Origin of the sequence: Streptomyces sp. NPDC002476 (genome assembly GCF_042889785.1) — a bacterium.
Classification (GTDB): domain Bacteria; phylum Actinomycetota; class Actinomycetes; order Streptomycetales; family Streptomycetaceae; genus Streptomyces.
The window spans coordinates 41,908-67,914 of record NZ_JBIARH010000009.1 but is presented as its reverse complement, the minus strand read 5'-3'; the positions used below and the strand labels follow the sequence as shown (position 1 = coordinate 67,914).

28 protein-coding genes are annotated in these 26,007 nt (G+C 71.3%); 11 read left to right on the top strand and 17 right to left on the bottom strand.

What is annotated here, in order from left to right:
• Nucleotides 1–112: 112 nt before the first annotated feature.
• The 4 genes from ACFYXM_RS13570 to ACFYXM_RS13555 form a co-directional block, all read right to left on the bottom strand.
• On the bottom strand, nt 113–817 hold the full coding sequence (locus ACFYXM_RS13570; protein ID WP_389289170.1) for a TetR family transcriptional regulator: 705 nt from the start codon (nt 815–817) through the stop codon (nt 113–115).
• A 133-nt stretch (nt 818–950) separates the two neighbouring features.
• Entirely contained in the window at nt 951–2,201 is a 1,251-nt protein-coding gene (locus tag ACFYXM_RS13565) for a GNAT family N-acetyltransferase (RefSeq protein WP_389289169.1), read from the bottom strand.
• Nucleotides 2,202–2,364: 163 nt separating this feature from the next.
• A complete protein-coding gene (locus tag ACFYXM_RS13560) occupies nt 2,365–3,378 on the bottom strand; it encodes an asparaginase (protein WP_389289168.1) in 1,014 nt (337 codons plus the stop codon).
• A gap of 46 nt (nt 3,379–3,424) precedes the next feature.
• Nucleotides 3,425–4,048, bottom strand: coding sequence for an ABC transporter substrate-binding protein (locus ACFYXM_RS13555; RefSeq protein ID WP_389289167.1), 624 nt, complete (start codon nt 4,046–4,048; stop codon nt 3,425–3,427).
• Nucleotides 4,049–4,179: 131 nt separating this feature from the next.
• On the opposite strand from ACFYXM_RS13555, the gene dtd reads away from it, so the two are divergent.
• Nucleotides 4,180–4,629: a D-aminoacyl-tRNA deacylase gene (gene dtd, locus ACFYXM_RS13550; protein WP_389289166.1), complete on the top strand. Its 450-nt coding sequence runs from the start codon at nt 4,180–4,182 to the stop codon at nt 4,627–4,629.
• A gap of 235 nt (nt 4,630–4,864) precedes the next feature.
• Here the strand turns inward: dtd and ACFYXM_RS13545 are convergent, their stop codons facing one another.
• From ACFYXM_RS13545 to ACFYXM_RS13535, 3 genes are all read right to left on the bottom strand, one after another.
• On the bottom strand, nt 4,865–5,830 hold the full coding sequence (locus tag ACFYXM_RS13545; protein ID WP_389289165.1) for a YgfZ/GcvT domain-containing protein: 966 nt from the start codon (nt 5,828–5,830) through the stop codon (nt 4,865–4,867).
• A gap of 71 nt (nt 5,831–5,901) precedes the next feature.
• Entirely contained in the window at nt 5,902–6,390 is a 489-nt protein-coding gene (locus ACFYXM_RS13540; RefSeq protein ID WP_389289164.1) for a Fur family transcriptional regulator, read from the bottom strand.
• Nucleotides 6,391–6,573: 183 nt separating this feature from the next.
• Nucleotides 6,574–7,146 (bottom strand): FABP family protein, encoded by a 573-nt coding sequence (locus ACFYXM_RS13535; RefSeq protein WP_073789323.1) that lies wholly within the window; start codon nt 7,144–7,146, stop codon nt 6,574–6,576.
• A 635-nt stretch (nt 7,147–7,781) separates the two neighbouring features.
• Here ACFYXM_RS13535 and ACFYXM_RS13530 point away from each other — a divergent pair.
• A complete protein-coding gene (locus ACFYXM_RS13530) occupies nt 7,782–8,144 on the top strand; it encodes a DsrE family protein (protein WP_384410864.1) in 363 nt (120 codons plus the stop codon).
• 75 nt (nt 8,145–8,219) lie between these two features.
• Here ACFYXM_RS13530 and ACFYXM_RS13525 read toward each other — a convergent pair whose 3' ends face one another.
• The 8 genes from ACFYXM_RS13525 to ACFYXM_RS13490 form a co-directional block, all read right to left on the bottom strand.
• Nucleotides 8,220–8,477, bottom strand: a complete 258-nt coding sequence (locus tag ACFYXM_RS13525) for a DUF3099 domain-containing protein (RefSeq protein WP_351520959.1) — start codon at nt 8,475–8,477, stop codon at nt 8,220–8,222.
• Between the two features lie 283 nt (nt 8,478–8,760).
• Nucleotides 8,761–9,048 carry a DUF1416 domain-containing protein gene (locus ACFYXM_RS13520; protein WP_073785773.1) on the bottom strand — a complete coding sequence of 96 codons (288 nt, stop codon included), beginning with the start codon at nt 9,046–9,048 and terminating at the stop codon, nt 8,761–8,763.
• A gap of 58 nt (nt 9,049–9,106) precedes the next feature.
• Nucleotides 9,107–9,952 carry a sulfurtransferase gene (locus ACFYXM_RS13515; RefSeq protein ID WP_389289163.1) on the bottom strand — a complete coding sequence of 282 codons (846 nt, stop codon included), beginning with the start codon at nt 9,950–9,952 and terminating at the stop codon, nt 9,107–9,109.
• 169 nt (nt 9,953–10,121) lie between these two features.
• The gene (locus ACFYXM_RS13510; protein WP_351520956.1) at nt 10,122–10,229 is read right to left on the bottom strand and encodes a putative leader peptide; all 108 of its coding nucleotides are present in this window, start codon (nt 10,227–10,229) and stop codon (nt 10,122–10,124) included.
• A 399-nt stretch (nt 10,230–10,628) separates the two neighbouring features.
• A complete protein-coding gene (locus ACFYXM_RS13505) occupies nt 10,629–11,318 on the bottom strand; it encodes a DUF2993 domain-containing protein (RefSeq protein WP_389289162.1) in 690 nt (229 codons plus the stop codon).
• A gap of 178 nt (nt 11,319–11,496) precedes the next feature.
• Complete coding sequence (locus ACFYXM_RS13500; protein WP_389289307.1) at nt 11,497–12,819, bottom strand: hypothetical protein; 1,323 nt, start codon at nt 12,817–12,819, stop codon at nt 11,497–11,499.
• Nucleotides 12,820–13,477: 658 nt separating this feature from the next.
• The gene (locus tag ACFYXM_RS13495) at nt 13,478–13,732 is read right to left on the bottom strand and encodes a MoaD/ThiS family protein (RefSeq protein WP_389289161.1); all 255 of its coding nucleotides are present in this window, start codon (nt 13,730–13,732) and stop codon (nt 13,478–13,480) included.
• 24 nt (nt 13,733–13,756) lie between these two features.
• Complete coding sequence (locus ACFYXM_RS13490) at nt 13,757–14,779, bottom strand: alpha/beta hydrolase family protein (RefSeq protein ID WP_389289160.1); 1,023 nt, start codon at nt 14,777–14,779, stop codon at nt 13,757–13,759.
• A gap of 294 nt (nt 14,780–15,073) precedes the next feature.
• On the opposite strand from ACFYXM_RS13490, the gene ACFYXM_RS13485 reads away from it, so the two are divergent.
• From ACFYXM_RS13485 to ACFYXM_RS13460, 6 genes are all read left to right on the top strand, one after another.
• The gene (locus ACFYXM_RS13485; protein ID WP_389289159.1) at nt 15,074–15,886 is read left to right on the top strand and encodes a response regulator transcription factor; all 813 of its coding nucleotides are present in this window, start codon (nt 15,074–15,076) and stop codon (nt 15,884–15,886) included.
• Between the two features lie 51 nt (nt 15,887–15,937).
• Nucleotides 15,938–16,978 carry a LacI family DNA-binding transcriptional regulator gene (locus tag ACFYXM_RS13480; protein ID WP_389289158.1) on the top strand — a complete coding sequence of 347 codons (1,041 nt, stop codon included), beginning with the start codon at nt 15,938–15,940 and terminating at the stop codon, nt 16,976–16,978.
• A 240-nt stretch (nt 16,979–17,218) separates the two neighbouring features.
• Nucleotides 17,219–18,238 (top strand): S1C family serine protease, encoded by a 1,020-nt coding sequence (locus ACFYXM_RS13475; protein ID WP_389289157.1) that lies wholly within the window; start codon nt 17,219–17,221, stop codon nt 18,236–18,238.
• Nucleotides 18,239–18,248: 10 nt separating this feature from the next.
• Entirely contained in the window at nt 18,249–18,443 is a 195-nt protein-coding gene (locus tag ACFYXM_RS13470) for a hypothetical protein (protein WP_389289156.1), read from the top strand.
• Between the two features lie 42 nt (nt 18,444–18,485).
• The gene (locus ACFYXM_RS13465; protein WP_389289155.1) at nt 18,486–19,217 is read left to right on the top strand and encodes a response regulator transcription factor; all 732 of its coding nucleotides are present in this window, start codon (nt 18,486–18,488) and stop codon (nt 19,215–19,217) included.
• Between the two features lie 86 nt (nt 19,218–19,303).
• Entirely contained in the window at nt 19,304–20,740 is a 1,437-nt protein-coding gene (locus ACFYXM_RS13460) for a sensor histidine kinase (RefSeq protein ID WP_389289154.1), read from the top strand.
• A gap of 47 nt (nt 20,741–20,787) precedes the next feature.
• Here the strand turns inward: ACFYXM_RS13460 and ACFYXM_RS13455 are convergent, their stop codons facing one another.
• Both ACFYXM_RS13455 and ACFYXM_RS13450 read right to left on the bottom strand, forming a co-directional pair.
• Complete coding sequence (locus tag ACFYXM_RS13455) at nt 20,788–21,321, bottom strand: putative toxin-antitoxin system toxin component, PIN family (RefSeq protein WP_389289153.1); 534 nt, start codon at nt 21,319–21,321, stop codon at nt 20,788–20,790.
• A 40-nt stretch (nt 21,322–21,361) separates the two neighbouring features.
• Nucleotides 21,362–21,808 carry a helix-turn-helix domain-containing protein gene (locus tag ACFYXM_RS13450; RefSeq protein WP_389289152.1) on the bottom strand — a complete coding sequence of 149 codons (447 nt, stop codon included), beginning with the start codon at nt 21,806–21,808 and terminating at the stop codon, nt 21,362–21,364.
• A gap of 898 nt (nt 21,809–22,706) precedes the next feature.
• On the opposite strand from ACFYXM_RS13450, the gene ACFYXM_RS13445 reads away from it, so the two are divergent.
• The 3 genes from ACFYXM_RS13445 to ACFYXM_RS13435 are packed head-to-tail and all read left to right on the top strand — an operon-like array spanning nt 22,707 to nt 25,962.
• Nucleotides 22,707–23,162: a hypothetical protein gene (locus tag ACFYXM_RS13445; RefSeq protein ID WP_389289151.1), complete on the top strand. Its 456-nt coding sequence runs from the start codon at nt 22,707–22,709 to the stop codon at nt 23,160–23,162.
• A gap of 8 nt (nt 23,163–23,170) precedes the next feature.
• Nucleotides 23,171–25,000, top strand: a complete 1,830-nt coding sequence (locus tag ACFYXM_RS13440; protein WP_389289150.1) for an alpha/beta hydrolase — start codon at nt 23,171–23,173, stop codon at nt 24,998–25,000.
• Nucleotides 24,997–25,962 carry a hypothetical protein gene (locus ACFYXM_RS13435; protein ID WP_389289149.1) on the top strand — a complete coding sequence of 322 codons (966 nt, stop codon included), beginning with the start codon at nt 24,997–24,999 and terminating at the stop codon, nt 25,960–25,962. Before ACFYXM_RS13440 ends, ACFYXM_RS13435 begins: the two co-directional genes overlap by 4 nt.
• Nucleotides 25,963–26,007 lie beyond the last annotated feature (45 nt).

Sequence of the window (26,007 nt, the reverse complement as noted above, 5' to 3'; positions counted from 1 at the left end):
CACGCACTCACGCGTCCGAACGAGCGGTCCCACGGCCGATTCCGTGGCTGCTCCGGGGCGGCTCCGGGCCAATACCACGGCCGGCTGCTCACCGGCTCGCGCCCGGCGCTCCTCACCGGTCGATCCCCGAGCGCAGCTGCTCGAACGCGGCCTCGGCGTCCGCGACAGCTTCCGGGTACGCCCGGTCCGCGCTCATGCCCGTGTCGATCCGCCGCCAGTTCTCCTCGGCCAGGACGCGGAGCACGGCGCTGATCTGGCCCGCGGCCAGCCGGTCCGGCATCCGGTCGCCCAGCGCGTGGGCGAGTACCGCCTCCGAGCGCCTCTGGTAGCCGAACAGCCGCGCCACCAGAGACGGAGTCCCGTACAGCAGCCGCAGGTACACCAGCACCTGTGGCGCGTCGCACAGCCCGGTCACGGGGTCGCGCCGCTCCAGGCCGTCGAGGAAGTGGCGGCGCAGGGCGTCCAGGGGGGATTCGTCGTCCGCGCGGGCGGCGACCACGCGGGCCGACTCGTCCTCGTGGTCGGCGAACCGGTGCAGCACCAGGTCCTCCTTGGTCGGGAAGTACCGGAACAACGTCGGCTTGGAGATGTCCGCGGCCGCCGCCACCTCCGCGACCGAGACCTTGTCGAACCCCCGCTCCAGGAACAGCGCGATCGCGGTCTCCGAGACCGCCTGATACGTCAACTGCTTCTTCCGCTCACGCAGGCTCATCGGCGCGTGAAGCGCATGGGAGGTCCGGAGCATGTGCTCCGGGCGGCCCCGACGGCCCTCGTGCGCCACTGCCCCGGGGCCGGGATTCTCTCCGCTCATGACCATGAAGGGTACGCCTCGGCCCCGGGCGGACTCGACGCCCGAGCCCGGCCACCGCGCGCACGCCCCCCACGGACCCACCCGCACGCGCGAACCCCGGCGGACCTGCCCGCGCGCGGAGCGCCCCCGCCTCCGTGCGTCAGAACACGTCCGGGCACCACGCCCGCCGCGCGGCCCGGAACATCCCCTCCGCCGTCGTCACCGCCCCCGGCGTCCGTTCCTCGATACGGCCGAGGGCCGCCAGCCGGGCCGGGGACTCGTCGCCCAGGTAGAGCGTCCCCAACTCCCTTACGTCCAGGGCGATGTCGGCGTCCCGCGTGGTCGGGGCGCAGGTCGCGCCGGACGGGGAGGCGTCCAGGTGGTACCGGCCGCCGGCCAGGCCGGCCGCGTCGTGGACGTCCAGGATCAGCGTGCCGGGCACGGCGTAGGTGCGCGCCTCAAGGGCGCGTACGACATCGAGGACGCGCACCCACAGCCAGTCCGCGTGGGTCACGACCCGGGCCGCACGCGGGTCCGGGAGGAGAAGGGGCAGCAGGTCGTCGGGGGCGCGGTAGCCGGTCCGGACCGTGGTGATCCAGTCGATCGAGCAGACGAAGTGCCACAGCGCGCGCTCCGCGGCCGGGGTGACGGCGATGTGCTCGACGACCGTGGCCCGGTTCAGCGGCTGCTTGGCGTCGCTCCAGCGCTCGTCGGCGCGGTAGGCCATCAGGCCGTCGGGCTCGCCGTCCGCGTCCCGGTGGACCGCGTAGAAGGGTTCCGTCCAGGGCTCGGGGCGGGGCCGGTTCTCGCCGGTGGTCAACTCCCACCAGCGCGCGTCGCGGTTGATGGCCCCGTGCCTGCGGGCGCGCAGCCGGTCGTGGATCGCCGGGCCCAGCTTCCGTACCTCCGCGCCCGTCACCAGGTCGATCCGGCCGCCGTCCGCCGCGGAAGGGACGGGTCGGCGCGGGTCGAGGCCCGACCGGGACACATCGATCTCCCACTCGGTGGTCCACGTCGCCGGGCCGAAGCCGTACCGCCCGTAGATCGGGTACTCGGCGGCGATCAGCGTGGCGACCACCTCGCCGCGTTCCTTCGCCGCCGCCAGGTCGTCTGCCACCATCCGGCCGAGCAGTCCGCGGCGGCGGTGCGTGGGCGAGACCGTGACATTGGAGATCGCGTCGGCGCGCACCGCGGCACCGCCGACGGCGGTGAGTTCCTGTGCGAACGAGCGGAACGTGGCCACGCACCGCCCGTCGTCGAACACGCCTCGCGTGCGTGAGAAGTCGGTGTGCGGGAGGCGGCTGCCGATCTCCTGCTCCGTCACGGTCGGCGGGCGCAGGAAGCCGGTGTTCACGGCCCGCAACCAGCCGGGGAAGTCGGACTCGTCGAGCGTACGGAGGTCAAGAGGCATGAGCCCACGCTAGACATTCCGATCACGGGCTGTCGCCGGGTTTTCCATCAGTACCGGGACAGGGCCCGGTCGGCTCGGGCTCCCGTCCCGGCACCGCCCCGGACCCGGGTTCCGGCCCCGGACAGCGGACAGCGGACGGGGACATCCGTCCGGGCGTGTCCGTTCAGAACGCCGCGCGGATCTCGCCTACCTCGTCGCCGCCGCCCAGCAGCGGGGCGTGCCCGATCCGGTCGACCACCGGGGCGTCGACACCGAGCAGCCGCAGCGACCGGGCCAGCACCGGGCCCAGCGCGCGCCCGGCACCGTCGTCGATCTTGAAGGCGAGCGCCCGGCCGTCCGCCAGCGCCACCGCCTGCACCGCCTCCGCGCCCATCTTGGAGAGCGTGCCCGGCACCTCCCGCATCAGCCAGGTGTCGGGACGGCGCGTCCCGGCCACGTACTCGGGGTGGGCACGCATCGCGTCCCCGACCCGGCGCTCGGCCGTCTCCGGCTCCGCCAGCACGAACGAACGGAACGCCCGGGCCAGCCCCACCAGGCTGATCGCCATCAGCGGCGCGCCGCACCCGTCCGTGCCGACCGCCGCGACCGGCTCGCCCGCGGCCTCCTCCACCACCTGGTGGACCAGGCGCTGCAGCGGGTGCGCGGGGTCGAGGTAGGAGCTCCGGTCCCAGCCGTTCAGCGCGCACGCCGCGAGCATCGCCGTGTGCTTGCCCGAGCAGTTCATGGTGATCCGCTCCCGGACGTTCCCGGCGGCGAGGTACGTCTCCGCCTCGGCCGGATCCAGCGGCAGGTCGGGCGGGGTCCGCAGGTCACCGGGCGTCAGCCCGTGCTCGGCGAGCATCGTACGGATGAGATCGAGGTGGAAGCCCTCCCCCGAGTGGCTCGCGGCGGCCAGCGCCAGCCGCTGCCCGGACAGGTCGAGTCCGGCCCGCAGCACGGCAGCGGCCTGCATCGGCTTGTTGGCGGACCGCGGGAAGACGGGCGCCGCCGGATCGCCCAGGGCCCGTTCCACGCTGCCGTCCGCGGCCAGCACGACCAGCGAGCCGCGATGGCCGCCCTCCACGAAGCCGGACCGTACTATCTCGGCCAGGACCGGATGGGCGTCCGGGTGGGCGGGGGATATGCCGGACGGGACGCCGGGGGCGGAGGATGCGTAGGCGGCGGCGCTGGGGGTCATGGTGGCCTTCCGGGGACGGTGCGGATCCGCCCCCGGAAGGATCGCTTCAGGCGAGCAGGTCGTCTACTTGTGCTTCTCCGTCACGGTACCTGCGGGCAATCTCGGCACCGCAATCGTCAGCGGTGCGTTGCAGCTGGTGACGGCGCCGGGAGACCTGCTGCTCGTAACGGACCAGGCGCCCCATCGCGGCGTGCAGCTCCTCGTCCGTACGGGCGTCGAGGTCGGAGAGTTCGACCTCGGCGAGCGTCTCGGCCGCCAGTTGGCGGTACTCGTCGCTGCGGGGCGTGGTGAGCGTGACGTGCCGGGCGGAGGAGCGGTGCCGGGACGGGGTGTCGGCGAGGATCTCCGAGAGCCGGTCCACCACCGGCGCCTCCGGATCCAGCCGCCGGGCCAGCTCGGCCCGCAGGATGTCGATCCGTCCCTGGACCAGTCGCCGCACATAGCTGAGGTCGGCCTCGTCGCGCTGCGATTCGCGGCGCAGCGTGCGCAGCTCCGCCAGCCGCAGACCGCCCAGCTCGGGCCGCGGCCCGGCGGGCGGGGCGTCCACACCCGCGTGACCGGTCCGCTGTACGGGTGGGCGCATGGTGCTGGTGCCGCCGTCGCCGTCGCCATTGCCGTCGCACGTGAACGGCACGGCGCCGGAGGACCGCCCGGTTCCATAGGTGCTCATGCTGATGTCCATCCCCTCGACCGGTGCGTCGGCACACCGCCTTGCGAGCATGGTGCCACTCCAGTGGCCCCGTGTGGGCGCTCTGTACCCGTTCAGCCCAAGGCGGGGTTGGCCAAGTTAGGTTGGTCCGTATGCGTGCAGTGATACAGCGGGTGGACGGGGCGAAGGTGACGGTGGCCGACGGCTCGGGCGCGTCGGACGGGCCCGAGGTGGTCGGCGAGATCGTCGGCGAGGGGCTGTGTGTGCTGGTGGGGGTCACCCACGGCGACACTCCGGAAAAGGCGGCCCAGCTCGCCCGCAAGCTCTGGTCGGTCCGCATTCTAGAGGGCGAGAAGTCCTGCTCGGACGTGAATGCACCGCTTCTGGTGATTTCGCAGTTCACCCTCTACGGGGACGCCAGGAAGGGCCGCAGGCCCACCTGGAACGCCGCCGCGCCGGGCGAGGTCGCCGAACCGCTGGTCGACGAGGTGGTGGCGCAGTTGCGGACGCTGGGGGCGCACGTGGAGACGGGCCGTTTCGGGGCCCAGATGCGGGTCTCGCTCACGAACCACGGCCCGTTCACCGTGATCGTCGAGGTCTGACCCGGCCCCGGCCGGGACGGACCGGGACGGACCGGTCCCTGCGCGGGCGCATCCGGATGGCGCGCACGGGCCCGGCTGCGGGTGCGGGCCGGGCCGGGGCTCGAAGCGGGTCGGACCCATCCGGCCCCGACGCGGGCGCGTCCGGGCGGGGCGCCCGGCCCGGAAACAAGCGCATCCGCGGTGCGCCCGTCCCCTGGAGAAACGCGTCCGGGCGGGGCGCCCGGACGGCCCGGTCCTACGGCTCCACGACGACTTCCTGCGCGGCGGCCGTCTCCCCCGCGAGCAGTTGCGCGTCGACCGCGACGTTCCGCTTGACCAGGGCGAGCGCGATCGGCCCCAGTTCGTGGTGGCGGGCGGACGTGGTGATGAAGCCCAGCTGCCGGCCCTCGGGGCCGTCCGCGGCGAGCCGCACGGGGGTGCCGTGTCCGGGCAGGACGACCTCGCTGCCGTCGAGGTGCAGGAAAACCAGCCGACGCGGCGGCCTGCCCAGGTTCTGCACCCGGGCCACGGTCTCCTGCCCCCGGTAACAGCCCTTCTGGAGGTGGACCGCGGTGCCTATCCAGCCGACCTCGTGGGGAATGGTGCGGTGGTCGGTCTCGAAGCCGAGACGCGGGCGGTGCGCCTCGACGCGCAGCGCCTCGTACGCCAGGATCCCGGCGAGCGGGCCGTGCGCGGCCGCGTACTCCTCCAGGTCGGCGCGGGGCAGGAACACGTCCCGGCCGTACGCCGTCTCCCGTACCGTCACACCGTCCGGGACCTCGGCGATGGAACCGGCGGGCAGGTGCACCACGGCGAAGTCCTCGGTGCGATCGGCGACTTCGACCCGGTAGAAGAACTTCATGGACTCCAGGTAGGCGACGAGTCCGTCCTGCGTGCCCGGCTCGGCGTGCATCCACACCGTCTCGCCGTCGTCGACGAGGTAGAGGGCGTGCTCGACGTGCCCGTTCGCGGTGAGGATCAGCGCGTCGGTGGCCTGCCCCGGGGCGAGTTCGCTGACGTGCTGGGTGAGCAGCAGATGCAGCCAGGCCAGCCGGTCGCCGCCGCTGACGGTGACGACGCCGCGGTGCGAGAGGTCGACGAGGCCGGAACCGTCGGCAAGGGCGCGCTGCTCGCGGAACAGGTCGCCGTAGTGCGCGGCGACGCCTTCGTCGCGGCCTTCGGCGGGGACGGCGCCGGGCAGGGACAGCAGGGGGCTCTTCATGCGACCAGCGTACGACGCGGCCCCAGGGGCCCGGCGGTGGGCGCCGTCCCCTTCCGACGCCCCCTTCGGCGTCATGCTTCGGCGCCGTGACCGTCCGGCGCCGCCTTCGACGCCGCTTTCGCCGACGCTTCTTCGGCCGTCGCCCTCGCCGTGCACTCGGCGCACCGGCCGAAGATCGCGAAGTGCTTCATGTCGGTCTCGAAACCGAAGCCGTCCTGGAGCTTCGCGGTGAACTCGGCGACCACCTCGACATCGGCCTCGATGACGTTCGTGCAGTCGCGGCAGACCAGATGGATGTGGTGGTGGCGGTCGGCCAGGTGGTACGTCGGCGCCCCGTGCCCCAGGTGGGCGTGGCTGACCAGGCCCAGCTCCTCAAGGAGTTCGAGCGTCCGGTAGACGGTGGAGATGTTCACCCCCGACGCGGTCCTGCGCACCTCGCAGAGGATGTCGTCGGGCGTCGCGTGCTCGAGTGTGTCGACGGCTTCCAGGACAAGCTGCCGTTGCGGCGTCAGCCGGTAGCCGCGCTTCCGGAGATCGGTCTTCCAGTCGGTGCTCACCACACGCTCAGTGTAGGTCCGGGCGGACCGCCGCCCGCGGCCGAAGACGAGAGAGCCGTGCGGCGGGGCCGGAGGACCGGCCGGGCGCGGGTCGGGCGGTCCGCCCGAGGCGGCTCACCGCCGCCCGCGATGCCTGCGGCCCGCTCGGAGCCTGCTCGAAGCCGCTTGGAGCCTGCTCGAAGCGGTCTACTTGAAGAACGCGATGCCGTCGTCCGGCAGGTCGCCGAGGCTCTTCGCCATCGCCTCGACCTCTTCGGGGGTGACGACCTTCTTCAGATGGGCCGACATGTACGGGCGCAGCTCGACCTCGGGGGTGGCCTTCTCGCCGACCCACATCAGGTCGCTCTTGACGTAGCCGTAGAGACGCTTGCCACCGCTGTACGGGCCGGAGGCGGCTGTACGCGCCACCGCGTCGGTGGCCAGGTCGATCTGCGGCTTCTGGTCGGCCAGCTCGCCGTACCAGATCTCGACGACGCCCTGGTCGCGCACCATGACGACCTCGACCTTGCGGTCCTTGTCGATGCGCCAGTAGCCGGTCTCGGACTCCAGCGGCCTGACCTTGTTGCCCTCGGAGTCGAGCACCCAGGTGTGCGAGACGTACTCCAGGAAGTCCCGGCCGTCGTGCCGGAAGGAGACCTCCTGGCCGAAGTTGCACTTCTCGGCGCCGGGGAAGTCGGAGACACCCGCGCCCGCCCAGTTGCCGAGGAGGAAGGCCAGCGGGACGAGGTCCGGGTGGAGGTCGGACGGGATCTCGATCATGAGTGGCTCAGACGATCTGTGAGGAAGGCGGGGGTGGTGGATTCCGGACGTGGCACACGCGGGTGCGGGAGTCACGTCCGTCCAGCGGGGACGCCCGCGCCGGGGGGACGGAGGGAGGAGGGGCGGCGGTGGGCCGCTGCGGTCAGCGCTGGCCCTGGTAGAGCTTCTTCACGGTCACGCCCGCGAAGGCGAGGGTGCCGATGCAGACGAGGACCAGCAGGGCGGTGAAGAATGCCTCAAGCACGGGAACTCCTTGGGACGGGCGGTGTGGCAGCGGTACGGCGCCGGGCCCCAGCCTAATGGGTTGGGCCCCGGCACGTCGGTTCGGGGCTTGCGCCCGGCCGCGCACGGACGCAGGGTTCGCGGTGAGCACGGCGGGACCGCGCGGTGCGGGCCCGCGCGCGGGGACCGGCCGGCGATTACGACCTGGGGGGCAAGAGGGAGCGGGCTCCCGACGCCCTGCGACTCGGCCTCCCGCGTCGTCGTTGGTCACCGACGCCCCTTCCGCGAGCGCTCAGCTGCTTTCGAGCAGGGGAGGCCCCATCCGCCTCCCTCCTCCGCCCTGGATCGGAAGCCGCACGACGCCGCTCGCCGATCCACTCCTTATTGCTCCCCGGGTCGATACAGTTCGGGCCATGTCGAAGAAGCTCGTGATCAAGGTGACCGCCGGTGCCGACGCGGCCGAGCGCTGCTCGCAGGCGTTCACGGTGGCCGCGGTCGCCGCCGCCAGCGGAGTGGAGGTCTCGCTCTGGCTGACCGGGGAATCCTCGTGGTTCGCCCTGCCGGGGCGCGCCGCCGAGTTCGAACTGCCGCACGCGGCGCCGCTGCCGGACCTGATCGAGTCGATCCAGGCGGGCGGGCGGATCACCTTGTGCACACAATGCGCGGCCCGCCGCGACATCACCGAACAGGATGTCCTGGAAGGCGTACGGATCGCGGGCGCCCAGGTCTTCGTCAGCGAGATCATGGCCGACGGCGTACAGGCCCTCGTCTACTGACACACCCCAGCAGTCGCGCCCGCGACGCCCCGTCCTCGCTTCGCACGCACACGCGTCATCGCCGGGCGGTGACGTTCAGTGGCGTTTCTTGCCGTCGAGCTCGTCCCACCACTCGTCGGACTGCGGGTCGCCGGACGGATCGTCCCACCAGCGGTCCTCCGGCCCCCGCCGATTGGCGATCATGGCCGCGACGGGCGGGATGACCATCGCCACGAAGCACATCACTATCGCGGCGGGCATCGACCACAGCCTCACGAAGGCCCAGGCCGAGACGAAGAGGACGATGCAGCCGCCCATCATCAGGAAATAGCCACGACGGCGTCGGGCGTACATGCTTCAAGCGTAGGACGGTTTCCGCCGGTGCGGACAGCCCGTGCGCACACGCGGGATCCCGTCCGCACGAACACCTGAACACGCGATCGTGCGCATCGGCACGACGGCACATGGTGCCGACAGGGTCGCGCGGACGGCGCGAAGGGCCGTACCCGCGCCAGAAGCGTCCAACCCCTGGGGTACGGCCCTCCGGCCCGTGCGAGGCGGCCCGCTCGGCCGCGCTCGTTTCGTCCCGCACGGGCCGGCCGCGTACAACCCGGCCCGTACGGCGGTCGGACGGCGGTCAGACGGCGATGGCGACCTCGGAGAGGCCCCCCGTCCGCGCCACGACCGTACGGTCGGCGCTGCCGCCCGGCACCAGGGCGCGCACCGTCCACGTGCCCTCGGCCGCGTAGAAGCGGAACTGCCCGGTCGCCGAGGTCGGAACCTCCGCGGTGAACTCGCCGGTCGAGTCCAGCAGACGCACGTAGCCCGCGACGGGCTCGCCGTCACGCGTCACGCTGCCCTGGATGGTCGTCTCACCGGGCTTGATGGTCGAGGCGTCGGGGCCGCCGGCCTGTGCTCCACACATGGTGTCCTGTCCTTCTGGGTCGGGGTCGTGCTGATCCGGGTCGTGCGGAGTCGCGGGGCTACTTGGCGGCGCCGAGCTCGATCGGCACACCCACCAGGGAGCCGTACTCGGTCCACGAACCGTCGTAGTTCTTGACGTTCTCCTGGCCGAGGAGCTCGTGCAGCACGAACCAGGTGAGCGCGGAACGCTCGCCGATGCGGCAGTAGGCGATGGTGTCCTTCGACAGGTCGACCTGCTCGGCCTCGTAGAGGGCCTTCAGCTCCTCGTCGGACTTGAAGGTGCCGTCGTCGTTGGCGTTCTTCGACCACGGGATGTTGCGGGCCGTCGGCACGTGGCCGGGGCGCTGCGACTGCTCCTGCGGGAGGTGCGCCGGGGCGAGCAGCTTGCCGCTGAACTCGTCGGGCGAACGCACGTCGACCAGGTTGAGGCCGCCGATCGCCTTCACGACCTCGTCGCGGTAGGCGCGGATCGACTCGTCCTGCGGCTTGGCCCGGTACTCGGTGGCCGGGCGGGACGGGACCTGGTCGCCGTCGACGAGGTCGCGGGAGTCCAGCTCCCACTTCTTGCGGCCGCCGTCGAGCAGACGGACGTCCTGGTGACCGTAGAGCTTGAAGTACCAGAACGCGTAGGACGCGAACCAGTTGTTGTTGCCGCCGTACAGGACGACGGTGGTGTCGTTGGCGATGCCCTTCCCGGACAGCAGTTTCTCGAAGCCGGCCTGGTCGATGAAGTCACGGCGCACCGGGTCCTGGAGGTCCTTCGTCCAGTCGATCCGGATCGCGTTCTTGATGTGGTTCTTCTCGTACGCCGAGGTGTCCTCGTCGACCTCGACGAGAGCGACCTGCGGGTCGTCGAGGTGGGCCTCGACCCAGTCGGCGTCTACCAGGACGTCGCTGCGGCTCATTCTTTTCTCCTCCGGGGCAGTCTGCGGCGAGATGATGCGAGACGGTGCGTGATGCGGGTGCACGGCGGGCGCGGGCCCGTGCGCACACGTGCGAGGACAGCGGGATGGGGCTGGGCCCTGAAAACCGGTCGAAGGGCCGGAAAAGACGCGGGGTGCCGGAGGCTCCCGCTCAGACGGCGCGACAGAGCATGGCGGCGACGCGGCACAGGTCCACTGCCCGCCGCTTCGTGAGATCCGCCCGTCCCCACTGAGGGAGACCGCCAATAGCGCACTGCATGGGACCGATCGTAGGGACGTGCGGACGGCCATGTCACCGTTGTGTCGCATGATGAGACACGATCATCCACGATTCGGAATGCGAAGGGGTTCCCGACACTCCTCGCATCGCTCCCCGATGGTCGGCGCCCGTCACCCATCTGCGGAGCGGACACCGTCGTCTCAGCATGTGACCTGCGAGGCAGCGGCGGCCGGATCCCCTGCCCGGTCCCGGTCCCGGTCCCGGCCCGTTCCCGGCCAGGGCTCGCCCGGAACCACCGGAGCCACCGCGACTCACCCAGGTCCACCCAGGCCCACCGGGCCACAGGGACTCGTCCGGGCCCGCCGCCGGATCAGCCGGGCCCGAAGGGACGCGTCCGACCCGCCCGGTCTCGCCGGCTCCGGCGGAACCCGCCCGGATTCAGCCGACGAGCTTCACGTTCGTGCCCGCCACCATGACCTCCACACCCTCGTCGGTCACCTGGACCTTCCGGAGCTCCAGACCGCTTGGCAGGCCGCCGATCTGCCGCTCGAAGTCGGCCTTCCGGCGCACCAGGTCCTCCAGCCCGGGGATTCCCCCGCCCGGCACCTTGTCCGCGCGCACCTTGAGGGTCTGGCCGTCGACGAGGGTGACGGTGGAGAGCACGCTGCGCGAGAACGGACGGCCGAGGACGTCGACGGTGCCGGTGACCTTCACCTTGCCGTTGCCGCCGTACTCGACGGCGACCCCGTCACCGGCGGTGCTGGTCAGGTCGCCGTAGGAGATGACAGCCTTGCCGTCGGCGTCGGCGGCGGTGACACCGGAGAAGCCGTCGGTCAGTTTCACGTCGTGCAGCGCGGCACTCATCCGGCTGACCCGTATCCTGCGGCCGTTGCTGTCGGTCTGGATGCCGCTGATCTCGACATCGACCTCGTCGAACCGCGAGGCGAAGGCCTGGGTCAGGAACGGGAACCCGTTGATGGAGACGTCCGCGGACTCGACCGTCGCTCCGGGGATCCGGATCCGGTCCTCGGCCTCCGACTCGGCGAAGTACAGCAGCGTCCGGTCGAGGACGACGAAGATCCCGCCCAGCACCAGCACCATGACCAGCAATCCCCGCAGCGCCCGCATGATCGCTCTTTTCCCCCTGCGTCCGAATCGACGGCGCCCGCGCTCCCCCGTGCGCACGGACCGTCCCGAATGATCGACGAGCGGGCACCCCCTTCGGTTCCCCGGGGAGGTGCCCGCTCGTCGGAAGGCGGCGCCGATCGGCGCCCAGACGATGCCAGTACACGTTACGCGTTACGCGTTACGCGAGCATGCGGCTGATCAGATAGACGGCGGGGGCCGCGGCGGTGAGCGGCAGCGCCACACCGGCCGTCATGTGGACGAACCGCGACGGGTAGTCGTAACTCGCCGCCCGCAGCCCGATCAGCGCGCATCCGCCCGCCGCCAGGCCGAGCAGCGCGCCGTGCGTGCCGCCGGGACCGGCGAGCGCCCCGGCCGCCGCGCCGGCACCCGCGCCCGCGAGCAGCGCCACCACGACCAAGGCCGGTCCGGGCAGCGGGAGCGCGCGGACGAGCACGGCGGCCGAGACGGCCACCGTGCCGACCGTCACCGCGTCCGGAGCCGCCGCGAGGTGCCCCGCCGCCAGCACCGTCAGGGCGGCCGAGGCGGTGGTGGCCATCAGCCCGTACATCCGCTCGTCCGCGTCCGCCTGGCTGCGCAGCTGGAGGACCACGGTGAGCAGCACCCACACGCCGAGGGTGCCGAGGACGGCGGCCGGGGCGTTCTCCCGGCCCGCGGCGAGCAGGGCGGCATCGGCGACGATCCCGCCCGCGAACGCGAGCGCGATGCCCTGGCGCGCGGGCCACATACCGTTCAGCCGGAACCATCCGGCCGCGGTCACGGCCTGCAGCAGCACCAGCGGTACGAGCAGGGCGTACGACCCGATCGCCGCGCCGAGGGCGAGCAGCAGCCCGAGCACGGCGGTGAGCCCCGCGGGCTGAATGCCCGGCGGGATGATCGGCGAGCGGCCCTCGGCGCGGGCGCGCTGGGCGTCGGTGACGCGGCTGTTGCCCAGGGTGCTGGGCGCGCCGTACCCGGAGGTGTCGAGTCCGGACGTGGTCGTGGCCGCGGAGCCGGTGGCGACCGGCGCGGCGCCGGGCGCGGGCGCGGGGGTCGGGGCGGCAGGTGCCTCGGGGGGCAGCGGGTGGGAGCCGACGGCGCCCTGCGGGCCCGCCGAGGAGTACGCGGAGTACGGCGGGAGATAGGCGGTCTCGGCGGCGGACGGCACGGACTCCCGCGCGGAGGTTTCCGGCTGGGCGGGCTGGGCGGGCCCGTTGGGGCTGGTGGGCCCGGCGGGATTGGTGGTACCGGAATGACCGGCGGGGCCAATGGGGCTGGAAGGACCAGCGGGGGCGGAGGGCCCAGTGGACCCACTGGACCCACTGGACCCAGTGGACCCGGTGGACCCGGTGGACCCAGTGGGGCGGATGGTCGGCTGGTACTGGGTGTCCCAGGTCTGGCCCTCCCAGGTCTGCGTGACCGCAGGGTCGTACGCGACGTGCGGGTCCTGCGGGCCGGGGGCCGGTGCGGCGAAGGGGACGGGCTCCTGCGTGTGCCCGGCCACAGGTCCGGGCGCGTGCCCGCCCCCGGTCGGCCACGCGGCCCCGGCGTGCGTCCCGGGGACCTGGCCGTGGTCGTACGGGGCGGCACCGTGGCCGTGCACCGGGGCGCCATGGGACTGGTCCCCGTAGGGCCGGCCTCCGTAGGACTGGTTCGCCTGAGGCTGGTGGTTCGCGTGAGGCTGGTGGTTTGCCTGGGGCTGGTGGTTTGCCTGGGGCTGGGGCTGGGGGTTTGCCTGGGGCTGGGGGTTCGGCTGGGCCACGCCGCCGTGGACCTGGTCGCCGTAGGACTGACCGCCGTGGACCTGGTCGCCGTAGGACTGACCGCCGTGGAGTCGGCCGTCGTAGGACTGACCGCCGTGGGCCTGGGGGAACCGGCCGCCATCGGACTGGGGCGCGTGGGCCCCGCCTCCGTAGACCTGGCTCCCGTACGGCTGGTCCCCGTACGACGGGCTCCCGTACGGCTGACCCGCGTGCGGCTGGGGCGGGTACGGCTGCGCGCCGGTGGACCCGTCGCCGTGCGGGTACGGGTCCTGGGGCCGCGCGGCGTGCGGGGGCTGCTGCCCGCCCGACGACCCGTCGTACCCGTACCCGTAGCCCTGGTCCGGGGCCGGGGCCGGGCCGTACGGGTACTGCTGATCGTTGCTGCTCATGTTCTGGGGTTCACCCTCCTGCGAACGGCGGGAGCACCTCGACCGTGCCGCCCTCGGCAAGGCGTACGGTCTCATGACTCCGGCTCCCCACCGGTTCACCGTCGACGAGGAACGAGCACCTTCGCAGCACTCGGGTGAGCTCGCCGGGGTGCCGCTCGCACACCGCGTCGAGGGCCTCGGCCAGGGTCGCGGCCGTGTACGGCTCCTCCGCGGTCCCGGCGGCGGCCTTGGCGGCGGCCCAGTAGCGGATCGTTCCCGCTGGCATGACGGCGGCTCCTCTCGTATCGCGTCAGCTGCCCATCATCGAGCACGCCGCCGTGGTCCAGTCACCGATCCGGGTGAGCAGGCTCTCGTCGGCGGCGTTCTCCGCGTGCCCCACGCCGGGTTCCAGCCACAGCTCGGCCCCCTCGCCCGCCGCCCCGGCAAGCATCCGGGGGTGGTCCAGCGGGAAGTACGGGTCCCGGTCGCCGTGCACGATCAGCAGCGGAACGGGGGCGATCAGTCCGGCCGCCTCGACCGGCGAGAGCGGTACCGGGTCCCAGTCGTCCCGGTCGATGCGGGTTCCGAAGCCGTAGCGGCCGACCAGCCGGCCGGTGGGCCGGGTGACCAGCCAGTGCAGGCGGCGCATGGGAGCGGTGCCCCGGTAGTACCAGCGGGCGGGGGCGCTCACCGCCACCACCGCGTCCGCACGGGCTTCCGAGTCCGCGAGAACCTCCGCGGGGGCCTCCGTCCCCCCGGCCTCCCGGCCCGCCGCGTACAGCGCCCCGTGCCGCAGCACCACGGAACCACCCATGGAGAACCCGACGGTCACCACCCGCCGGTGTCCCAGCGCCCGGGCCCACCGCACCGCGGCCGCCAGGTCCAGCACCTCGCGGTCCCCCACCGTCGACCGGCCACCGGACCCGCCGTGCCCCCGGAACGAGAACGTGACCACGGCCGCGTGCCGGCCCAGCACCCGGGCGGCACGCCGTACCGCGGGCCGGTCCAGTGAACCGGTGAAACCGTGGGCGATCACGATCGCCGTGCCGTCCGCGGCACCGTCGGTGCCGTAGCCGCAGCCGCAGCCGTAGCCGTAGCCGTTCGTGACGCCGAAGCCGCCGTCCGTGACGCCGTCGTCCGCAGTACCGTCGAAGGATGATCCGGCGACGGCCCGTCCCTCCACCGCGCGCGGCTCGTACACCGCCTCGATACGGACACCGTCATCGGTCAGCAGCGAGGCACACGAGGAACCGTCCGTACCACCGGGCGTACCACCGGGCGTGAGCAAGGGAACAGGGGAACTCCGAAATCGTCCCTCGGGCGCAGAACTCATGTGGGCTATTCTGCTGGGAAGAGGATCCGGGCAGAGAAGCCCCCGGGTCCTTTTGCGCTTTCCAGGCGTTGTTACGGCGACGTTTCCACAAGCTCAGCGGCTCGGGGACGCGGAGCCGTACCGCGTAACCGTGCAACCGTGCAAAGGGCCGCGCGAAAACGAACGAAGAAGTGCCGCATACTCCCCCGGGCCCGTCCCGGGAGTGCCCCTCTCGCAGGGAACGAGGAGGACCGACGTAATGGGCGAGCGAACCGTGCACCATCATCGACCGACGAACCGGGCAGGTGGGTGGCGATGAGTTCACTGCTGCTCCTGACGAACGCGCTTCAACCGTCGACGGAGGTGCTTCCCGCCCTCGGTCTCCTGCTGCACAGCGTGCGGGTGGCGCCCGCGGAGGGCCCCGCGCTCGTCGACACCCCCGGTGCCGATGTCATCCTGGTCGACGGCCGCCGCGATCTTCCGCAGGTGCGGTCGCTGTGCCAGCTGCTGCGGTCCACGGGACCGGGCTGCCCGCTGGTCCTCGTCGTGACGGAGGGCGGTCTCGCGGCCGTCACCGCCGACTGGGGCATCGACGACGTACTGCTGGACACGGCCGGGCCCGCCGAGGTCGAGGCCCGGCTGCGGCTGGCCACCGGCCGTCGACAGCTGGCCGGCGACGACTCCCCGATGGAGATCCGCAACGGCGACCTGTCGGTCGACGAGGCGACGTACAGCGCGAAGCTGAAGGGCCGGGTCCTCGACCTGACCTTCAAGGAATTCGAACTGCTCAAATATCTGGCCCAACACCCCGGCCGCGTGTTCACCCGCGCCCAGCTGCTCCAGGAGGTCTGGGGCTACGACTACTTCGGCGGCACCCGTACGGTCGACGTCCACGTACGGCGGCTGCGCGCCAAGCTCGGCCCCGAGCACGAGTCGCTGATCGGCACCGTCCGCAACGTCGGCTACCGCTTCGTCGCCCCGGAAAAGGCCGAGCGCGCCGCGGAGAAGGCCAAGGCACGGGCCGCGGCTCCCGCCGGGACCCGGGCCGCGCCCGAGGTCAGGACACCGGCCGCGACCGGCTCCGCGACCCGTTCGGAGCAGCCGACGAGGGCCGGTGCCTCGGAATGAGCCGAGGTACGGCCTGCCTTCCGGAGGGTCGATCCGCGTAGACTGCCGCGCGTGGCCAAGGTGACGCGGGACGATGTGGCGAGACTGGCGGGTACGTCGACCGCGGTGGTCAGCTATGTCATCAACAACGGACCGAGGCCGGTCGCCCCGGCCACGCGCGAGCGGGTGCTCGCCGCGATCAAGGAGCTGGGCTACCGGCCCGACCGGGTCGCCCAGGCAATGGCCTCGCGGCGGACCGACCTCATAGGAATGATCGTGCCGGACGCCCGGCAGCCGTTCTTCGCGGAAATGGCGCACGCGGTCGAACAGGCAGCCGCCGAGCGCGGGAAAATGGTGCTGGTCGGCAATTCCGACTACCGCGACGAACGCGAGGTGCATTATCTCCGCGCGTTCCTCGGAATGCGGGTCTCGGGGCTGATCCTGGTCAGCCAGGGTCCCAGCGAACGGGCGGCGGCCGAGATCGAGGCGTGGGACGCGCGGGTGGTGCTGCTGCACGAACGCCCGGAGGCGATCGAGGACGTCGCGGTCGTCACGGACGACATCGGCGGCGCCCAGCTCGCCACCCGCCACCTGCTGGAGCACGGCAACGAGTACGTGGCGTGCTTCGGCGGCGTGGAGTCGACCCCGGTGGTCGGTGACCCGGTCGCCGACCACATCGAGGGCTGGCGCCGCGCGATGCAGGAGTCGGGCCGCTCGACGGAGGGCCGCCTCTTCCAGGCCCCGTACAACCGTTACGACGCCTATCAGGTGGCGTTGAAGCTGCTCGCGGGCCCGGACAGGCCGCCCGCGATCTTCTGCTCGACGGACGACCAGGCCATCGGCGTACTGCGAGCCGCGCGCGAACTGCGGATCGACGTGCCCGGGGAACTCGCGGTCGCGGGCTTCGACGACGTGAAGGAGGCCGGGCTCACCGACCCGCCGCTGACCACGGTCCACTCGGACCGCCCGGCGATGGCGCGGGCCGCCGTGGACCTGGTGCTCGACGACTCGTTGCGGGTGTCGGGGTCGCGGCGGGAACGGCTGAAGCAGTTCCCCTCGGCGCTGGTGGTCCGGCGCTCGTGCGGCTGCGGGGAGCCCGGCACCGGGGTGTGACGGCACCGCCGCCGCGGGCCCGGAACGGTCCGTCGGTCCCGGCCCTCCGCCGTCTCGGGCGCGGCTCCGGGCAGTGCCTCGGGCGTACAACGTTCGGCTTCATGCGCAGCTTTCATGCGCAGCTTTTACGCGCAGCTTTTACGCGTACAGGTTCGGCTTTATATCGGGCGTACGAGGTTCTGCCGGGCTTCTCAGGGCGTGCTCAGGCTGCTCTCATGTTCGGCCTCGACGCTTGGGGACATGACAGAGAGCCAGCGCCCGAGCGGCGAGTACCCGATGTACCCCTCGTACGGCAACGGTGACGCGTCGTACCCGCCACCGCCGTCCCACTCCCCCGCACCCGCCGCCGAGTCGGCCGCGCCCCCGCGGGCCAAGCGGCCGGTGGCCCTCCTGGCGGCCGTGGCGATCGTGGCGGCGGCCGTGGGCGGCGGCACCGCCACCGCCATCGGGCAGCTGACCGACAACGACGCTTCCGGCACCGGTGCCGGAAGCGTCGCCCCCGGCACCACCGTCTCGCAGAGCAGCAAGGGCACCGTCGCCGGTGTCGCCCAGGCCGTCTCACCGACGATCGTCGAGATCAACGCGACCTCGAACGCGGGCGGATCCACCGGCTCCGGCGTGGTCATCTCGTCCGACGGCGAGGTCGTCACGAACAACCACGTCATCTCCGGCGCCTCGTCGATCAAGGTGACGCTCAGCACCGGCCGCTCGTACACCGCGCAGGTCGTCGGCACCGACGCCGACAAGGACCTCGCGCTCATCAAACTCCGGGGCGCGAGCGGCCTCAAGACGGCCACGCTGGGCGACTCCTCGGCGGTCACGGTCGGCGAGCAGGTCGTCGCGATCGGTTCTCCGGAGGGCCTCACCGGCACCGTCACCAGCGGCATCGTCTCCGCGCTCGACCGCAACGTCACGGTCGCCAAGGACGACGGCGGTGGCCAGAACCAGGGCTGGAGCGGTCCGGGCGGCGGGCAGTGGCCGTTCGAGTTCGGCGGCCGGCAGTTCAACGGGGACACCGGCGACTCCACCACCACGTACAAGGCCATCCAGACCGACGCCTCGCTCAACCCCGGTAACTCCGGTGGCGCGCTCATCAACATGAACGGCGAGGTCATCGGCATCAACTCCGCGATGTACTCGGCGATTTCGTCCGGCGACTCCAGCAGTTCCGGCGCGGGGAGCGTGGGCCTCGGCTTCGCGATCCCGGTGAACACGCTCAAGGCCGACCTCGACACCCTGCGGTCCGGCAACGGCTCCTGAGGAGACAGCCATGCACCATCCCACGCAGACCCCCACCGGCCCGGCCGATCTGGCCCTGCCTCTCGCCCTCGTCGCGGAACTCCTCACGGAACGGGCTCCGGAACGGGCTCCGGAACGCGCCCGGGAACGCGTCCCGGAGGTCCGTACCGCCGCAGCCCGCAAGCGCCGGGCCGCGCGACGACGTGCCGCGACCGTGCGAGGCTGAAAGCAGCCCAGTAGGCGCGGAACGAAAAGAGGACAACGAGCGATGAGCCCCGCCGAGGACGATCCGCAGCGCATCCTGGTCGTCGACGACGAGCCCGCCGTACGTGAGGCGCTGCAACGCAGCCTCGCGTTCGAGGGGTACGGCACCGAGGTCGCCGTCGACGGTGTCGACGCCCTCGCCAGGGCCGAGTCGTACGCGCCCGACCTCATCGTCCTCGACATCCAGATGCCCCGGATGGACGGCCTGACGGCGGCCCGCAGGCTCCGTTCCGCCGGGACCACCACCCCCATCCTGATGCTCACCGCCCGCGACACCGTCGGCGACCGGGTCACCGGCCTCGACGCGGGTGCCGACGACTACCTGGTCAAGCCCTTCGAACTGGACGAGCTCCTCGCCCGTATCCGGGCCCTGCTGCGCCGCAGCTCGTACGCCACCGCGGCGACCGGCGGCGGCACCGACGAGAACGTGCTGGCCTTCGCCGACCTGCGGATGGACCTCGCCACCCGCGAGGTCACCCGGGGCACCCGCCGGGTCGAGCTGACCCGCACCGAGTTCACCCTGCTGGAGATGTTCCTCGCGCATCCGCGCCAGGTGCTGACCCGCGAGCAGATCCTCAAGGCCGTGTGGGGATTCGACTTCGAACCCAGCTCCAACTCCCTGGACGTGTACGTGATGTACCTGCGCCGAAAGACCGAGGCAGGCGGCGAACCGCGACTCGTACACACGGTGCGGGGGGTCGGTTACGCGCTCCGCGCCGGCGGCGGTGACGGATGACCGAGGTGCGGATGGGCGGGGAACGGACGGACGGGAAACCGATGGGCGGGGAAGGGACGGGCGGGAAACGGATGGGCGGGAAACGGATGACCGGCCTCCTGCGCCGACTCCGCGCCCTGCCGCTGCGCACCAGGCTCGCGCTGCTGGTGGCGACGGCGGTCGCGGTCGCGGTCGCCGCGGTGGCGGCGGCGTGCTGGTTCGTGACCCGGGCGCAGCTGGAGGACCAGCTGGACTCCTCGCTGCGCAGCTCCGGCGTCGACGCGAGCTATCTGTCGAGCCTGTACGCGTACTGCCGGGGCACGACTCCGCTGCCGCCCCGGTCGTTCACCGGGAAGTACACCGTCCAGCTCGTCGACTCCCAGGGCACGGTCTGCGCGGCCCCCGATGTGTCCCCGCTCCCGGTAAGCCGGGCGGACATGGCGGTCGTCAACCAGGACCGGCCCGACGCCCTGCACTCGGCCAGGGCCGAGAACGGCACGCGGATGCGGGTCTACACCTACCCGCTGGTGCAGATCACCCAGCTCCCCGGTGGGGCCACGGGCCGGATCGCCGTGTCCGTCGCCCGCCCGATGAGCGAGATCAACGATCCGCTGTCCACCCTGGCATGGGTGCTGCTCGCCGCCTCCGGCATCGGGGTCGTCGGCGCGGGTGCGGCCGGTCTCTGGGTCGCCCGCACCGGGCTGCGGCCGGTCGACGAACTCACCGAGGCGGTCGAACACGTCGCCCGCACCGAGGATCTCACCGTCCGTATCCCCGCCGAAGGCGAGGACGAGATCGCGCGGCTGTCCCGCTCGTTCAACTCCATGACCGCCTCCCTGGCCAGTTCCCGGGACCGCCAGGCGCAGCTGATCGCGGACGCGGGGCACGAGCTGCGGACCCCGCTGACCTCGCTGCGTACCAACATCGAACTCCTCGCCCGCAGCGACGAGACCGGCCGGGCCATCCCGCCGGACGACCGCAAGGCGCTGATGACGTCGGTGAAGGCGCAGATGAAGGAGCTGGCGTCGCTCATCGGCGACCTCCAGGAACTGGCCCGCCCCGACGCGGCGACCCCCGGCCCGCTCCAGGTCGTCGCCCTGCACGACATCGCGGGCACGGCCCTGGAACGCGCCCGGCTGCGCGGCCCCGAGCTGACCATCCGGGCCGACCTGACCCCGTGGTTCGTACGGGCGGAACCGGCCGCGCTGGAGCGCGCGGTGGTCAACGTCCTGGACAACGCGGTCAAGTTCAGCCCGCCGCGCGGCACGATCGAGGTCGCCCTGCGGGACGGCGAACTGACGGTACGGGACCACGGCCCCGGCATCCCCGCCGAGGAGCTGCCCCATGTCTTCGAACGCTTCTGGCGCTCCCCGTCCGCCCGCCAGCTCCCCGGCTCCGGCCTCGGCCTCTCCATCGTCGCCCGCACGATCCAGCAGGCAGGCGGAACGGTCTCCCTGCGCCCGGCGCCGGACGAGGACGGAGGAGGCGGCACGGTGGCCTCGATCCGGCTGCCGGGTGCCCCGCAACCGCCGCCGGGGCTGTGAGGCGGGGCGGGGCCGCCCGGTCGGAGGTCGTCCGACAGGCTCTCAGCTCAGAGCCGACGGCGGAACTCGGCGGCGAACTGCGGCGCCCCGCCGACCGTAAGCCGGTCCAGCAGTCCGTGCAGGTCGCGCGGCTCCCGCCGGTATCCGACCGCCTGGTCGCGCAGGACGCCCGCCACATCGACGGGAGCGAGGTCGAGCATGTCCAGCAGGAAGTCGTCGGGGTGGAGAACCTCGACCTCGTACGGATCCGCCGCCGAGGACGGGAAGTCCTTCGTATTGAGCGTGACCACGGCGTGCGCCTGGCCGCAGACCGCCGCCGCCAGCACATGGCGGTCCTTCACGTCGTTCGTCATCACGGGGATGAGCCCCGCGTATCCCGTCACCGCGCTGTACGGGAAGGCCCGCGCCATGGCCTCGACAACGTTCTTGGCGGTCGTGGAAGCCACCTTCTCGGCCAGATTGCGCCGCAGCTCCTCCAGGATGTCGGCCGACCAGAGCGGCTCGTAGAGCTCTGCTTCGGCCAGCCGGAGCAGGGTGTCCCTCAGGTAGTTCGGGAAGAGGACACACGTGTCCAGAACCACGCGCTGCACATCACTCCAGTTCGCTCGGTGTCATGGGGCCTCAGGCGTCGTAGAGGTCGGCGTCCTCGGTCAGCTCGACCAGTTCGTCCAGCCCTCTGCGACGTTGCGTCCGACGCTTCTCCTTGTAGGCGAGCACGTCCGCCAGCAGCACCCTGCGGTGCCGCCCCGGGCGGGAGAAGGGTAGTCCCCCCTCGTCCAGGATCTTCACGAAGGTCGGTCTGCTCACTCCGAGCAGGTCCGCCGCCTCTTGTGTGGTCAGGGTGGTGTTCACCGGAGCGACAGTGACCGCTTTGCCCTCCGACAGCGCGCGGACGACCACCATGAGGGCTTCGTAGACCTCTGACGGCAGGGAATGCGCGCTCCCGTCGGGTCCGCGCAGGAGCGCCGGTTCATCGGCCTGTGGTGCCTTGTCGAGAAAAGCGCGCAGCTCGGCGATCTCCGCACGATGCTCGGGCAGGAGGGTTCGGTCTTCGACGGTGCTGTGCATAGCTCTGTCTCCTTCTTGAATGACTCAAGCATCACACAATTCGAAAGAAACGCAAGCGGAGGTCCAGGAGCTCCAGAGCCCGGGTGGCGCCTGGCCGATGCCACCACGCGGCCGGAAAGCAGGGTGGACACCTTGACGGGTTTTGCGGATCCCCCAAAGGAAGGACCTCGCCCCCTTTGGCGTCATCTCGCCCCACTCCCTCCCGCAGGCCGGACGGCACGCACTCACGGCGACGGGGCCCGTCCCCGGTCCGGCTTCCACGGGCGTCCGGCACTGCGGCACGGGCTCGTGATCCATGGGCCGGACAAGGTGGTCCTGGGGCAGGGCCCTCCCCGCAGCCTCTCCGCCGCAGCCCGCCTCGGCGCCCCGCCGTGGCGGGCTGCGGCGGAGAGGGTTCGTTCGCCCGACCTCGGCATGGAGGCGGGGCTCGACAAAGTCACCTGCGGTACCGGCCTCGCCCAGGGAGAAGGATCACCTCTCAGCCATCCGGACTCGCCCTCGCGCACGAGGTGCGAGCCGGCCGGGACGTTACCGGCCACCGACACTGGATACGCACTCGTGAACATTTCCCAGGACGCCGCCATGGCGTCAGCGCTTCATAAAGGTTCGATCGGCGCACCACCCTCGGCGAGCCCGTACACCGCCACGGCACGGAGCCGAACACAACACCCATCACCTGGAGTTCACTGGAACAGGCGACGTCCGCACACTCTTCCGGAGATCTCCACCTGTCAACAACACCATGTCCGCGCGACGTTGTCGCTGTCGCGGCTGAAAACCGTTCCTTCCCGCACTCTGTCGGACCCGGGGTTTCGAGTTCGCTCCGAGCGTTGTCCCACCGCGAGGTAGTGTCCTCGACCGATTGGGATTCGCAGAAACAAACGGGGAGGGACCACGCATGGCGTGGGACGAGTGGGAGCAGATCAAAGCCGACGTGACCGGTCGGCAGCCCGTGGCGATGCGCCTGAACCAGGCCGCGGCCGAGCCGGGCCCCTCAGCCGGCGGCGCGACCGGCACATTGAAGTCCAGCAGGAAGGCGTGGGCCACGGCGGGCGAAGGGATCGGTTCCTTACGTGGGAACATCAGGACCGCGCTGAGCCGACTGGAGGACGGTCAGGCCGGACTCGGTGAGGTGACGGGTTGCCTGAGCGCGGCGGCACAGAAGGACGTGTACAGCTCCTGGAGGAAGTACGCCAGAAGTGTCGGCGAACGGTGCGGCACCCTCCAGAAGCTCCTGGAGCAGGCGGGCAACGACCAGTTGACGACTGACGAAGCGGTCAAGGGCGAACTCGACAAGCTGAAACAGAAGTACGCGGACACGGACGCTGTCGGCGGCCAGGACAAGGGCCGGTGACGGCCGGCATGGACTTCAGCACGCTCAAGGCCCTCAAGCCGTCCGAGTTCGAGGAGGCCGCCGACGGGTACCACGCCATGAGCCAGATGGCACAGGCGGCCAAGGAGCACATCGAGAACACCGTCGCCGCAGGGATGCGCAAGTCCTTGCGAGGTGAGGCGGCGCAGGCGTCACAGACCCAGCTCCGTGCCCTGGCAGAGAATCTCCACTACGTGCAGACCGAATGCGGCGTGGTCGGCACGGCCCTCAACGGGTTCGCCTTCGACATGACGGCAGCGAAGCGGAAGCTGGACACAGCCCTCGCCGACGCCGTGGCCGACGGCTGCAAGGTGAATGCGGACGGCTCGGTCACGTATTCGGCGGGCAGAAAACCCGGCGAGGAGAAGGCGGCCGAAGGCGGCACGGTGACCGGGCAGGCCGGAGGTACCAGCACGTCCGACGCCATGGAACGCCAAGCGGTGAACATCCACCCGAACCCCAACTACGGCAAGGCCGTGGAGTACGCGAACCGGATCGCCGACGCGCTGAAGGAAGCCACGGAAGCCGACGCGAAATGGGCTCCGAAGCTGCGCGCGCTGAAGGCCGACGACGACCTGACCGTGTCCGCACGGGACTGGGCGGACGTCACATCGGACACGAGCGGCGTACGCACGGCGGCCGACGCCTACCTCGACACGATCGAACCGCCGCCGAAGAACGATTGGCCCCAGGACAACGCCAACTGGTGGAAGGGCCTCTCCGAGGAGCAGCGCGCCGCCTACGTATCCATGCATCCTGCGAGTGTCGGAGCGCTCGACGGCCTGCCCTCCGACGTGCGCGACGACGCGAACCGTCTGGTGCTCGCGGAACAGCGCGCCGCCAAGCAGGTGGAGTACGACGCCTGGCTCAAGAAGGAGCCCGAGCACTACCGGCCCTTCGTCGACCCCGAAACGGGCCTTGAGGTGCCGGGCGCGAGGGTCCCGACCGATGAATGGAAGGAGTGGAGCGAGAAGAAGCAGCAGATCGAAAACGGCTTCAAGGGCATGGACGCCATCCAGAGACGCTTCGACAGCTTCACGAGCGAGAGCAATCGGCCCTATCTGCTCGGATTCGACGGCAGCGACATGGGGCGCGCCATCGTCTCCATCGGCAATCCGGACACCGCCGACAACGTGGTGACGTACGTTCCGGGGACGTTCGCCAAGCTGGAGTCCATCGACGGGGACATCGGCAGGGCTGAGTCGCTCCAGTTGCTGGCGGAGCTCACCGATCCCGACCGTTCGACGGCCTCGGTCGTCTGGCTCGGCTACGACGCCCCGCAGGCCATCGCGACCGAAGCGACGGAGACCAAGTGGGCCGACAAGGCGGTGGTGCCGCTGGGCCACTTCGTGCAGGGCATCGAGGAAGCCAATCATCACGACGTGAACCAGACGCTCCTGGGCCACAGCTACGGGTCCCTGGTGGCCGGCCAGACCATGAGCACGCATCTGGACCTGCCGGTCGACAACGCGATCATGGTGGGCAGCCCGGGCGTGGGCGTTGACCACGCGAAGGACCTGAACATCGCGCCGGACCGTGTCTTCGCGGCCACGGCCAAGAATGACCTGATCAACCTCGCCCCGCCCCCGGCAGGCACCCTCGCTCCCCTCAACCCGAAGGCGTACATGAGGCTTTTCGACGACCACTCGATCGTCCATGGAACCGATCCGGTCTCCGACGACTTCGGTGGCACGGTCTTCGATGTCCCCGACGGGAAGTTCCCGGGCTCCGGCGGCGAGATGATGCCCGCGCACTCCCAGTACTGGGACGACAAACCCCTCAACAGCCTGGCGAGGATTGTCACAGGAGGAAAGCCGTGAAGCTCCGCAAAGCAATCCTGGCTGCCGCACTGCTGACCATGCCGATCACGGTGACCGCGTGCGGGACTCAGGAGGACGTACAGGCAAACGGCGGGAAGACACCGAAGCAGGTCACGATGGACGAACAGCAGGCGATCGACCGGGCAGAGGACATCATTCAGCAAGCTGTGGCCAGCATGTCCCCCAAGCCGACTCCGGAGCGGGTGGGCCCCCCACCCGTTGGCCCCTGCATCGCCAGGGACGACCACGGCCCCGACGACCGTCTCCAGGTACGCATCGCCTACAAACTGACCGGTGTTCCGGGGACCGAGGCCAAAAACCTCGTGCGGCAGGCCCGAGACGCCTGGCTGAAGCAGGGCTACACGTACACCTCCTCAGGCATGGACGACTGGTCAGGCCCCTTTCCGGCGGTCTACATGCGTACGGCACCCGACGACTTCTGGATGAACGCCCTGACCGGCGTCTTGGATCGCGCCAAGGGCCAAGGCCTCGCTTCCCTTGTCGTGACGTCACCCTGCTTCCTCCCACCCGGGAAGTCATCAACAGCGGCCACGGCCGACCCCGCCGCGCTGAAAGCCCCGCGGGCCGACGATCCCACCAGCAGCCGTGCCCTCGGCCACTCCAGCCGGATCTACGACGCTTTGCAGGTCAGGTCGGCTCCCACGCAGTCCGGGGAAGGCCTCAGCACCGTCCAGGACGATGCCGGTACTTCGGTCCACCACACGTGGTCGACCGAACCACTGCCGGAGGCCGAAACGGTTCGAGCCCTGGAACGCGCTCAGACCTACTTCCAGAGCACAGGCTGGCATGTGCGCCACCTACCGACGGCGGCAGGCGCCCCTGCGCTGATCGCACGCCACCCCGACGAGGGCACGATCGCGCAGCTCGCCCCCTCGGCCACCGGCACCGTGCGTGTCGCGGTGACGACGCCCGCCTCCGGCCCGACGTCCGCTGACGTGTAGGCCGATTCGTTTGGATCACTCCCGTCGGCCGAGGCTGTCGTTGAT